Here is an 11,796-nt window from a genome sequence, read left to right as displayed (position 1 = left end):
AACGCCCGGGTCGAATCGGCGTGCTCTCAATCCGATGCGATGCATCAGAGATCAGGCAATCGGCAGCGTTCGAGCGTTAGTGAGCGGTAGCCGCAATGCGATTTCGCGACCCCAAACATCGTTCTTGCACCCAGTAACCTGATGTCAGAGCGCGCCGAATACGGCCAGATGGGGGGCTTGCCGATACAGGCTCGGCCCCTGCGATGCCATCGTGCTCATGAAGCGCAGCGTCGGGAACTTGGCGCGGATCACCGGCACGTCATTGAAGACCGAATAGCTGTAGAAAATGCCGTCACCGGGCGAATAATGATACCCCTTGCCGCGCGTCATCGCGAGATCGAACAATTGCCAGAGTCCGACCGCGTTGATCGCTTGCTTGATCAGGCGATTCATCGTGCCGCCCTGGCCGAAATTGTTCGAATCCGAGATGAAGACGCCTTTTCTGGCGACCCGGCACATCTCAGCGACGGCGCGGCGGTGATCCTTGATATGGTGCAGGACGCCAAACTCGCACGCAATGTCGAAGCTGTCGTCGGGAAAATCCAGTGCAAGCGCATTCCCATCGACCAGCTCTTCCGGTGCCAGGCCCTTGCGGTGCCCCTGCTCGCGAAGAGCGCCGACCGGCTCGACACCGACGAAGCGAATATCGTGCCGTTCCTTCAGATACCGAATGCCGCGGCCGGTGCCGCTGCCGATGTCGAGAACGGACGTAATGCCTTGCTGCCGTATAATGTTGGAGAGCCAATCCAGTGCGAGATAATGTTCGTCGCCGTCGGCAATGTGCATCTCGTCATAACGCTCGGCCGTTTCCTCATAGTAACGGCGCTGCGCATCGACTTCTGACAATGTTCTTCCCCGTTCAACGGCCGATTCAACCGAAGGCCTTGGTAGCTGCATCAAGTGGCACCCGCAACGGGAGCAGCGCGCTGAGCCGCCTCATGCTGCAGCCAGGCACCCTGGAATGTCGAACTGGTTGCCGGCTTGAACAACATGTCACGTTTCGGATTGGACCGATCCAGGATGCTTGGAAAACTGCTGAAAACCGGTGATGGTCGGGGAGACAGGATTCGAACCTGCGACATCCTGCTCCCAAAGCAGGCGCGCTACCAGACTGCGCCACTCCCCGACGAATGGGGGCCTCTACGCGGGTTAATGGGGCGGATGCAAGCGGCGTGGTCGGCCAACCGCGCTTTTTACCGGGAGGAGGCTTGCGGCACCTCCTCCTGCAACGGCGGCGGCGCATTGCCGCAACGCCGTATTGGCCCTATCAAAAGAGTATTGAAGAGTTGAGACGAAGCGTTGGTGGGCCCGGCAGGACTTGAACCCGCAACCTACCCGTTATGAGCGGGCAGCTCTAACCAGTTGAGCTACAGGCCCCACCATCTGCCCCGTTAGCGGAGCGGCAGCGCCGCTGGCAAGCCGCGCTTTACCGCCGCGTGCCCGCAGCAATCAGTTCGCCGAGCGATGCGGGACGAATGCCGCGCCGATCGAGATCGGCGAGGACCTTGTCCCACCAGTGATGGAACGCCACGAGATCCGCCGCATCGCGGACATAGGGCGTGTGCCCAACCGCAAGCGAGGGTGAGTGGAAGGAGAAGTTGAGCACCCGCACCCCCTGCCCCAACGCCACCGCGATCGCTTCCAGCGCGTCGGATAGCGGCATGTCCTCCGGCGTCAGGGCAATGCGCGACAAGAGGCCCATGCGAGCGGCCAGGCCACGACCTTTCGGAACGCGGCCAAGCGCAGCGTAAAGTCCGGCCCCGCCATGACGGGCCGCGCCAGTGAAGACGGTGGTCAGCGGCAACTCCATCATCTCGCCGACATGGAATGCGTGATTGCCGATCGCCCGATAATCCGGGCCGCCTTCTGCGCTATAGTCATAGGCGGCGCGCATCGAGCTATCGACCCGATAGCCGCGCGATGCCAGCAGCGCGACAGTCGCAGGGCCCAGGCCATAACGCCCGGCGCGATAGACTAAAGGCGATACACCGAACGCGTGAGCAATGGCGTCGGTAAGGACGCCAAGCTTTGCCGCTTCCAGCGTTTCCGGCAAATTGCCGGCAAAACTATTGGCCGGAGTCAATACTTCGTCGAACGGCGGATTGACCCAGGGATGGAGCTGCGTGCCGATCGCCGAGCGGCCATCCGTCAGCACGCCGCGCAAGATGTCGATCGACAAAGGGTCGGTCGCGACCGGGTGATCGATCAGATAGGTCAGGGGCACGCCGCGGTCGGCAAAACGGCGATGCCCTTCGGGCAGCGCGCCGATCGCCGACACATTGCGCGAGTCGCGCGACAAGGGCGCGCTCCAGTCGAATTCTTCCTCGGTATCGACCATGATCGTGAACCGCGTGCCGAAATCGTCGGGCCATAAGACCCGGTCCGCGGCGGCCGGTGGCGCGGGGCGATGGATCGACCCGATCGAGGGCGAGGCAATCCCTGCCACGCTCAGCTGGAAGAAGCCTGCTCCACAGGGGCAATAACGGCGGCGGGAAGGTGCAAAGTCAAGGCCTGCTCACCAATCACCAGCGCACCGCCAAGCTCATTGGCGAGATTGCGCGCGAGCCGGAGCGCAAAGCCCGTCCCGAGCAAAGGTGCGCCTTCGGCCTCGGCTTCCGCTTCGGCATCGATTGTCAGGATGCTCTCGACGCCATAAGCGGCAAGCGCCTGCGGGCGATCGAAAGTCAGCACGACCTGTGCGTCGGCACCGGATTCGGCGGTGATCTCGATCTTTTCGCCCTTGCTGCCCGACGCGACCAACGTCGCCATCAGCCGTGCGATCAGCCGCTCAACGGCACGGTCGTCGCCAGCAATGGCCAGTTCCGGTGCACTGGATCCGATCGTCAGAACGGTACCACGCAACCGCGCGAGCGACGTCAGATCGTCCGCGATCTGCGTCAGCAGGGATGCAACGGGAACCGTGCCCGGCCGCAGGTCGAGCGCGTTGGATTCGATCCGCGCCGCAAGATCGATATCGTCGATCGCCGTCAGCAGGTCCGCCGCCTGGCTACGGATCTGGCTGGCATGGTCGCGATAGGGCTGCGGGACGGGCCCGAGCAATTGCGTCTCGATCATCTCGGCAAAACCGGCAATGGCATTCGTCGGGGTGCGCAGTTCATGGACGAGCTGGCGCAGCGCGTCCGATTGCGGATTGCGCGAGGGCCGCGCCGGCTCAGCGCTTTCGTCCGCACGGGGACGACGGGCGGTGCCGCGATAGCCGGTGAACCGTCCGGTTTCGCGGTCGAAGACCGGAATGCCGGTGATCCTCCACTGGCCCGCGGCGTCCGAATTGCCCTCCACAATCAGGCGGGCATTGGCAAATCCGGCACGACGGCGGAACGCACCTGCCGCGACGCCGTCGACGCGCGACCCCGCGGGCAATGCCGCGAAATCGAGCGACAAGCCGATCAGCGGTGCGCGCGCCGCCCCCTCGATCCAGCGGACCAGTCCCGCCGCATCGGTTTCGAACCGGAAACTGGGCGACTGGACAGGCTCGAGATCGAACAGCGCGGGCTGGTCGTCATTGTCGCCATAGTCGCTCCGCAACAGGGGGACGCCGGGCTTGTCCTCGCGCTGACGCTGATAGGCGTCGATTCGCTGGAGCAGTTCGTTGATCTCGAAGGGTCCGGCGGCCTGGCTGTCGAGCGGGTTGGTACCCGGCGAGGTCGCATCCTGGCCTTCCGCTTGACGAAGTGCCTCGGCGACGACCGGCAAGCCGAGCGCGACCGACCCGAGCGACACGAATGGCGATTCGGCCGGGACAGGCTGCATCGGTAAGATGACGGACTCAACCGGCGCGACGGGTTTCAGCTCCGTCACTGCGGCCGATGGGCGCTCAGGCACGTAAGATTCGTTCCCTGACAGTCCGGCTTTGGCGTCGGGCAAGACCATTTTCGGAAGTTCAGGCTCAGGGGCGATCCCGTCCGGCACGAAAAACGCTTCGCTACCAGCGGCAGACAGGCGAAAATCGACCGAACCGAAGCTCTCCAGGGCACGGCGGACCTCAGGCGCAAGGTCACGCCGGTGACGCAGGACCGACCGGCCGGCCGGTGACAGGCCGGGCAGCATCTCGATCCATTGGCCGGCACGCATCCTGGCAATGCGCAACACGGGCGCCGCGATCGTGATGTCGTCCTCTGCAAACAAATGCACCAGCTCGGCCGGCGGATCGGCATAGGACAACGACCGGGCACTCGCGGCGCGCACCGGCGGCGGCACCTGTGTGCGAATCATTTTGAGGCGCGTGATCGCTGCCGGGCTGACCGGCACCCGGCGCCGCCCGATCAGATCGACCAGCTGACGCCACGCCGACTGCGCGCCGAACGGCGTCGACATGTCTGCCGAGAGGACCGTTTCAAGGCTATCGTCGAAGCGCAAACCGGTACCCCTGTGCCGACGCGCGAAAGGGCGCGCCGTAATAATTTCTTAACCGGCATACGCCGCTTGAGGAACTGTTGATTTCGGGACGTAGCAATGTGGGACAATTGCGTTCCCCCGCAATTATCTTATGCTGAACCACAGAGACGCACGCGAAAATTCGCGTCGCGCGGGAGTTGTACGCAATGGCGTTTGATCAAATCGACCGGCAGATTTTGGGATTGTTGCAGGACGATGGACGGATGACGAATGTCGAGCTCGCCGAAAGGGTCGGTTTGACAGCCCCGCCCTGCCTGCGCCGCGTCCGCGCGCTTGAAGATGCCGGCGCGATCAAGGGCTATCATGCCGAGCTCGATGCAGCAGCCCTGGGATATCCGATCACCGTCTTCGCGATGGTCAGCTTGCGCAGCCAGGCCGAGCACGATCTCGCCGCGTTCGAGGATCATGTCGCGGCGATTCCTGAGATTCGCGAATGCCATATGCTCAATGGTGAAATCGACTTCATCCTGAAGATCGTTGCCGGCGATTTGAAGAGTTTTCAGGACATATTGACGACGCATCTCACCCCGGCCCCAAATGTCGCGAGCGTCAAGACCTCACTGACCATCCGGACCGCCAAGTCGGTCCCCGGGATCCCCGTCCGCTCCGCCTGAAGCCCGGTCCCTAAAGCGAAAAAGGACGGCATTGCTGCCGTCCTTCTCGTTTTCGGAGCAGGCCAGACCGCTTAGGCCGCAGGCGCACCCGCCGCCGGCGCATCGATCCAGGTCGTCCACAGCGTTGCGATCTCGTTGCGCGGCGGGTTCTTGACCAGAGCGAACGCTTCCTTTGCACCGGGCTTGTCGCCCGTTGCGGTCAGCGCGATGCCGAGATGGGTATTCACTTCATCGGCATCGACCGATCCCTTGGTCAATGCGAGGCGGTACATCTCGATCGCCTTGGCATAATTGCCGCTGCCCAGGCAGAAATCGCCGGTATCGGCGGCCACAGTGCCGGTCTTCGCCGCATTCGCCTTGGTCTCCTGCGCGGCAAGCGACCCCTCGGTAGCGATCTGCTTGACGGCGTCGGCACGGAACTGGGTCGCGGTCGCGCTCGATGCCGGGATCTTGCCGTTCTTCTTGCCCTCGTCGAGCACGGCGATTGTCTCGCTGCCAAGGCCGATCGAGAAGGTCAGCTCGGCATATTCGAGATAATCGTCCTGGCCCGCCAGGCCATTGGTCGCGCGCATCAGGCGGAACAGATCGACGCGCTGCTTCTTGTCGATGCGCTTGGCGCCCGCGCCCTGGAAACCGAACACATAGATCGCGGTACGCCAGTTCTTCGGCGTGCCATAGGCGTGCAGCCAGTTGCGCGTCCAGCGCTGGACCGCGGCATTGTCGTTCGTCTTCTGCAATGCCGTGATGGCATAGGTGTAGAGATCTTCCGCCACTGGCTTGCCGGCCGCCCGGTCCGCCGTCACGGCGGTTTCGATATCTGCGATCCCGCCAACGGGGTCGCCGCCAAGGACCTTCGCCTTTGCCATCAGCAACGGCAGATCGGGGTTCGTAAAGCCGGCTTCCTTCGCGCGGGCATAATTGCTCAGCGCGACCGGATATTGCTTGGCGTTGAAGGCGATATTGCCGCGCGTGAACGCATAACGGCCGATCGCTTCCTTTGGCGTCTTGGGATTGGCGAGCAGCGCATCGAGCGGAGCGGCCATGGCATTGTCGTTGCCGCCGGACCCCATCTTGATGACTTCGTACTGGAGACGATAGGCCTGGGCGAGGTAGCGCTCGTCATCGTTCTTCGCCACGCCCTCAAGACCCGGCAAATTGGCTTCCACAGCGGCGGCATAAGCCGCATCGGCCTGGGCCTTGCCCTCTGCCGGCGCCGCTTCGCGCGCGCGCGCGGCCTCGTCGATCTTGATCGCGAATTCGCGCGCTTCCTTGCTGAGCTGAAGGCCTGGCGCCTTGGCTTCTTCTTTCTTCTTCGCATAGGCCGGCGCCACGATCGCGACGCTCGAGGTGCTGGCGATCAAGATGGCCGCCAGTGCGGCCCGGGACAATGTCTTCACGATGAAACTCTCCTTTTGGCGGCGCGCAGCGCCATCCTGGCCCGGCCGCTGTAGCCACCCCCGGGCTCGGGTTCAAGCAAGCCGCATGAGGAAAGGCATGACCCGCACGCACCACACGACGATCAACCATGCCGATCGGTTCCGTGCGTCGAAGCATCGCTTTGACCGTGATCGATCGCGCCGCTAACCGGGCGCGATGATCGCTGTGCTCTCCCCTGCAAAAACCCTGGATTATACCAAGCCGGTTCCGGCCGTGACGCCAACCGAGCCGCGTTTCGCGGTGGAGGCGGGGGGACTGGCTGCGTCGGCGGCCAATCTCAGCCAGAAACGGCTGGCGGCGCTGATGGATATTTCCAAACCATTGGCGAAACTCAACGCGGACCGGTTCGCCGGATTCGGCGATGCGCCCGATCGCCCGGCGATCTTCGCCTTTGCCGGGGACGTCTATACCGGATTCGAGGCAAGAACCGTCGATGAGGCGGGAATCGCTTTCGCCCAGGACCATGTCCGGATGCTGTCCGGCCTGTACGGCCTGCTCCGCCCGCTCGATGCGATGCGGCCCTATCGCCTGGAAATGGGCACGCGCTGGGCACCGCGGCGCAAGAGCCTCTATGACTGGTGGGGCAACCGGATCGCCGACCTGCTCGCCGGCGATGTCGCTGCGGAAGGGTCGGGCATCCTGCTCAATCTGGCCAGCCAGGAATATTGGGCCGCGGTCGGCGGCAAGCTACCGCGGGATATTCGCGTCATCCAGGTCGACTTCCGCGAGCCCGGCCCGAATGGCCCGCGTTTCGTCAGCTTCAACGCCAAGCGCGCACGCGGGATGATGGCGCGCTGGCTATGCGAGCACCGCATCAGCGATGTCGAGGCGATGAAGGGCTTCGACACCGACGGCTATCGCTTCGACCCGGCCGAGAGCAACGACACGCTATGGCGTTTCATGCGGACCGCCGCTTGACCGGCGCGGCGGTCGTCATTGGGGCGTCGGGCGGGATCGGTGCGGCGTTTGAAGCGGCGTTGATCGAGGAGGACGCATTCGATGTCGTATATGGCTTTGCCCGACGCGAGAACGGCAAGCGGCATATCGACCTGACCGACGAGGCGAGCATTGCCGCTGCGGCGGCGATTGTCGCAACGGGGCCAGCGCCAACGCTGATCTTCGTCGCGACCGGCCTGCTCCACCAGGGCGATCATGGTCCCGAAAAGGCCCATGGCGAGATCGACCCCGACTGGCTCGCCCGGACCTTTGCGGTCAACACGATCGGCCCTGCCCTGATTGCAAAGCATTTCCTGCCGCTGATGCCCAAGACCGGCCGCACCGTCTTTGCCGCCTTGACCGCGCGGGTCGGCAGCATCGCCGACAACCGGCTGGGCGGCTGGTACGGCTATCGCGCCTCCAAGACCGCGCTCAACATGCTGATCCGAACGCTCGCGATCGAGGAACGGCGCCGCAACAGCAGCTCGATCGTGGTCGGCCTGCATCCCGGCACAGTCGATACGGCCCTGTCCCGCCCGTTTCGAGGCAATGTGACGCCCGGCAACCTGTTCGCCCCCGACCGCGCCGCGGTCCAGCTGCTCGACGTGATCGACGGGCTGCGCGTGCCGGACAGCGGCAAGGCTTTTGGCTGGGACGGTGCCGAAATTCCCGCATGACAATCATTTCACCTGTAGGTCACATCGCCGACACCCGCCCTGGCGCACTACCCTGATCAGTGGCGCGATGACGCGCTGCACTGGACAGGAGTTGTTCCCATGTCGAAGACACTGATCACCTCGATCCTCGCCGCATCGGCGCTGTTTGCCGGTGCTGCCGGCGTTGCAACCGCCCGGCCGGTCGCGAAAACCGCTGCGGTCAAGACCGTGGCGACGACCAAAACCGCCGTCACGCCGACTGCGCGTACGCCCGCGGTGAAGACTCAGGCTGCCGTCGCCACGCACCGCACCACCAAAACCGCGGCAGCGACCCCGGCGGGCCGCATGGTCACGACCAAAACCACCACCGGCAAGCAGATCACCTATAATTGCTCCAAAGCCGGAAACGCGACCAAGAAAGCCTGCAAATAAGTCCCGGACCAGCCACCCCCTCGCGCGCGCCCGTACGCGTGCGGGGGTGGTCAGCGCAAAGCGGATCGGCTAGTGACGTAACCACAACGTCACACAACCCGAAAGCTTTGAAATTTGACCGACGAGACACTCCTCGCCGACCCTTCGGACGTCTCCCCCATCTCGATCGTCGACGAGATGCGTTCGAGCTATCTCGATTACGCAATGAGCGTCATCGTCAGCCGCGCGCTGCCCGATGTCCGCGACGGCCTGAAACCAGTGCATCGGCGCATTCTCTATGCCAGCCAGGAGGGCGGCTTCGTCCCCGGCCGGCCGTATCGCAAATGCTCCAAGATCGTCGGCGACGTGATGGGCAATTACCATCCGCACGGCGACAGCTCGATTTATATGGCGCTCGCCCGCCTGGCCCAGGATTGGGCGATGCGCGTGATGCTGGTCGACGGCCAGGGCAATTTCGGATCGATGGATCCCGACATGCCCGCCGCGATGCGCTACACCGAGGCGCGCCTGACCAAGGCAGCGATGACGCTGCTGCAGGATATCGAGAAGGACACGGTCGATTTCGCGCCGAACTATGACGGGTCGCGCGAAGAGCCGACCGTATTGCCGGCGCGTTTCCCCAACATCCTGGTCAATGGCGCGGGCGGCATCGCCGTCGGCATGGCGACCAACATTCCGCCGCATAATCTCGGCGAAGTGATCGATGCCTGCCTCGCCTATATCAACAATGGCGGGATCAGCATCGAAGAACTGATGGAGATCGTGCCCGGTCCCGATTTCCCGACCGGCGCGATCATCCTCGGCCGTTCGGGCTGCAAATCGGCCTATACCGAAGGGCGCGGTTCGATCCTCGTCCGGTCGCGGCACGTGGTCGAGGAAGGTCGTGGCGACCGCCGTTCGATCGTGCTGACTGAAATCCCCTATCAGACCGGCAAGAATGCGTTGGTCGAAAAGATCGCCGAAGCCGCGAAGGACAAGCGGATCGAGGGTGTGAGCGACATTCGCGACGAATCGAACCGCCACGGCGTTCGCATCGTCATCGACCTGAAGCGCGACGCGACGGCCGAGGTCGTGCTCAACCAGCTGTGGCGCCACACGCCGGCGCAATCGAGCTTCCCGGCTAATATGCTCGCGATCCGCGGCGGCCGGCCCGAGACGCTCAATTTGCGCGACATCATCGAGGCGTTCGTCAAGTTCCGCGAGGAGGTCATCACCCGGCGCTCCAAGTTCGAACTCGCCCGTGCGCGCGAACGTGCCCACATCTTGCTCGGTCTGGTCATCGCGACGACCAATCTCGACGAAATGGTGCGTATCATCCGTGGCTCGTCGAGCCCGGCGGCCGCACGCGAAGCCTTGCTCTCCCGCGACTGGCCAATCGCCGAGATCGCGCCCTATATCCGCCTGGTCGAAGCGGTCGAGGCCGAGGTCACCGGCGACACTTATCGCCTGTCGGAAATCCAGGTCCGCGCGATCCTCGACCTGCGTCTGCACCGCCTGACCGCGCTTGGCCGCGACGAGATCGGCGACGAGCTCCGCAAGCTCGCCGAGTCGATTACCGAGCTGCTCGCGATCCTCGCCGACCGCGCCAAGCTCTACGAGGTGATGCGCGAGGAACTGACCGCCGTGCGCGAGCAATTCGCCACGCCGCGCCGGACCGAAATCGCAGCGGCAGCCGACGGCATCGACGACGAGGACCTGATCGAGCGCGAGGACATGGTCGTCACCGTGACCATGCAGGGCTATATCAAGCGCACCACGCTCGACACGTTCCGGGCGCAGGCCAAGGGCGGCAAGGGCCGCGCGGGCATGGCCACCAAGGACGAGGACGTCGTCACGTCGATGTTCGTCACCTCGACGCACACGCCGGTGTTGTTCTTCTCCAATCACGGCAAGGTCTATCGCAAGAAGGTCTGGCGCCTGCCCGAGGGCGGCGCCGCGACGCGTGGGCGGCCGATGGTCAATCTGCTCCCGCTGGCCGAGGGCGAAACCATCTCGACCGTGCTGCCCCTGCCCGAGGACGAAGCGGAATGGGGCGCGCTGCACGTCATGTTCGCGACCGCCAAGGGCAATGTCCGCCGCAACTCGATGGACGCGTTCACCAACGTGCCGACCAACGGCAAGATCGCGATGCGCTTCGATGACGAGAGCGAGGATCGCCTGATCGGCGTCGCGCTGCTTAACGAAACCGACGACGTGCTGCTCGCCACGCGCAAGGGCAAGGCGATTCGTTTCGCCGGCGATGACGTGCGCGAATTCCAGAGCCGCACCGCGACCGGGGTGCGCGGCATCTCGCTCAAGGGTGATGACGAGGTCATCTCGCTGTCGATCCTCCACCGTGTCGGCACGACGCAGGAAGAGCGCGAGGAATATGTGAAGTTCGCCGCCTGGAAGCCGGAGAAGGAAGGCGAGCCGACAATGAGCGCGGAACGCTTCGCCGAACTGCGCGCACGCGAGGAATTCATCCTGACGGTCTGCGCCAACGGCTATGGCAAGCTATCCTCGGCCTATGAATATCGCCGCATCGGCCGCGGCGGCCAGGGCATCACCAATATCGACAATCTCGCCCGCAACGGCGACGTCGTGGCGAGCTTCCCGTCGAAACATGGCGAGCAGCTGATGCTGGTCACCGACCAGGCCAAGCTGATCCGCATGCCGATCGAGCTGCGCCATGAGCGCGGCGACGATCAGGGCTTCCGCATCATCAGCCGCGGCTCGGCCGGGGTGAGGCTGTTCGATGTCGCCAAGGACGAGCATGTCGTTTCGGCCGCCCGGATCGAGGAAAGCGAAGAAGAGCCCGAGGCCGACGCCGCAGATGTGGCAGCATTGCCAGCACCGGATACCAGTGCGGCCGATGACAGTGCGGCCGCGCCGAAGGATGGCGAATGAGCGAGCTTCCCGTCACGGCCTATAAGGTCCTGACCGCCGATCAGATGGCGGTGCTGGAACGTGACGGGATTTTCCTCGGCGCGCCGATCGACCTGGCCGACGGCTATATCCACCTCTCGACCTGCGAACAGCTGACCGAGACGGTGGACAAGCATTTCGCCGGCCAGACGGATCTGCATGTCGCGGCGGTCGATCTCGGATCATTCGGCGCCTCGCTGAAATGGGAAGAATCGCGCGGCGGGCAGCTGTTCCCGCATATCTACGGCCCGCTGCTGCTTGAGGCCGTCTTTGCCTATGGGCCGCTGGAGCGGCTCGCCGACGGGTCGGTCAAGCTTCCGGTGGCTGGCTAAGGCGCTCGGCCGCCCACCGATTCACGGCAGTCTGTTTTCCGACACTGAGAAAGAGCGCGCCGGTGCGAG

Annotated in this window: 10 protein-coding genes and 2 tRNA genes; 6 read left to right on the top strand and 6 right to left on the bottom strand. The window is 64.1% G+C overall.

Annotated features, from left to right (window positions below; translation table 11 throughout):
* Window positions 1-144: 144 nt before the first annotated feature.
* The 5 genes from ACRECS_RS07850 to ACRECS_RS07830 form a co-directional block, all read right to left on the bottom strand.
* On the bottom strand, window positions 145-846 hold the full coding sequence (locus ACRECS_RS07850; RefSeq protein ID WP_431582406.1) for a class I SAM-dependent methyltransferase: 702 nt from the start codon (window positions 844-846) through the stop codon (window positions 145-147).
* Window positions 847-1,049: 203 nt separating this feature from the next.
* Window positions 1,050-1,126: transfer RNA gene (locus tag ACRECS_RS07845), tRNA-Pro, on the bottom strand.
* A gap of 174 nt (window positions 1,127-1,300) precedes the next feature.
* Window positions 1,301-1,377: transfer RNA gene (locus ACRECS_RS07840), tRNA-Ile, on the bottom strand.
* Window positions 1,378-1,426: 49 nt separating this feature from the next.
* A complete protein-coding gene (locus ACRECS_RS07835; RefSeq protein ID WP_431582483.1) occupies window positions 1,427-2,437 on the bottom strand; it encodes a polysaccharide deacetylase family protein in 1,011 nt (336 codons plus the stop codon).
* 11 nt (window positions 2,438-2,448) lie between these two features.
* The gene (locus ACRECS_RS07830) at window positions 2,449-4,377 is read right to left on the bottom strand and encodes a histidine kinase dimerization/phospho-acceptor domain-containing protein (protein WP_431582405.1); all 1,929 of its coding nucleotides are present in this window, start codon (window positions 4,375-4,377) and stop codon (window positions 2,449-2,451) included.
* 185 nt (window positions 4,378-4,562) lie between these two features.
* Between ACRECS_RS07830 and ACRECS_RS07825 the strand changes: the two genes are divergently transcribed.
* Window positions 4,563-5,030, top strand: a complete 468-nt coding sequence (locus ACRECS_RS07825; protein WP_431582404.1) for an Lrp/AsnC family transcriptional regulator — start codon at window positions 4,563-4,565, stop codon at window positions 5,028-5,030.
* 71 nt (window positions 5,031-5,101) lie between these two features.
* Here ACRECS_RS07825 and ACRECS_RS07820 read toward each other — a convergent pair whose 3' ends face one another.
* The gene (locus ACRECS_RS07820) at window positions 5,102-6,427 is read right to left on the bottom strand and encodes a hypothetical protein (RefSeq protein ID WP_431582403.1); all 1,326 of its coding nucleotides are present in this window, start codon (window positions 6,425-6,427) and stop codon (window positions 5,102-5,104) included.
* Between the two features lie 196 nt (window positions 6,428-6,623).
* Here ACRECS_RS07820 and yaaA point away from each other — a divergent pair, with 196 nt between their 5' ends.
* From yaaA to ACRECS_RS07795, 5 genes are all read left to right on the top strand, one after another.
* Entirely contained in the window at window positions 6,624-7,385 is a 762-nt protein-coding gene (yaaA, locus tag ACRECS_RS07815) for a peroxide stress protein YaaA (RefSeq protein ID WP_431582402.1), read from the top strand.
* Window positions 7,358-8,080, top strand: coding sequence for an SDR family NAD(P)-dependent oxidoreductase (locus tag ACRECS_RS07810; RefSeq protein ID WP_431582401.1), 723 nt, complete (start codon window positions 7,358-7,360; stop codon window positions 8,078-8,080). The genes yaaA and ACRECS_RS07810 overlap by 28 nt, the downstream gene beginning before the upstream one ends.
* 99 nt (window positions 8,081-8,179) lie before the next feature.
* Complete coding sequence (locus ACRECS_RS07805) at window positions 8,180-8,491, top strand: hypothetical protein (protein ID WP_431582400.1); 312 nt, start codon at window positions 8,180-8,182, stop codon at window positions 8,489-8,491.
* Window positions 8,492-8,605: 114 nt separating this feature from the next.
* The gene (gene gyrA, locus ACRECS_RS07800) at window positions 8,606-11,377 is read left to right on the top strand and encodes a DNA gyrase subunit A (RefSeq protein ID WP_431582399.1); all 2,772 of its coding nucleotides are present in this window, start codon (window positions 8,606-8,608) and stop codon (window positions 11,375-11,377) included.
* On the top strand, window positions 11,374-11,727 hold the full coding sequence (locus ACRECS_RS07795) for a DUF952 domain-containing protein (RefSeq protein WP_431582398.1): 354 nt from the start codon (window positions 11,374-11,376) through the stop codon (window positions 11,725-11,727). Before gyrA ends, ACRECS_RS07795 begins: the two co-directional genes overlap by 4 nt.
* Window positions 11,728-11,796: the final 69 nt, after the last annotated feature.

It is taken from the genome of Sphingomonas sp. (genome assembly GCF_050725575.1).
Taxonomy (GTDB): Bacteria; Pseudomonadota; Alphaproteobacteria; order Sphingomonadales; family Sphingomonadaceae; genus Sphingomonas.
This window is presented reverse-complemented; position numbering and strand designations above follow the sequence as displayed.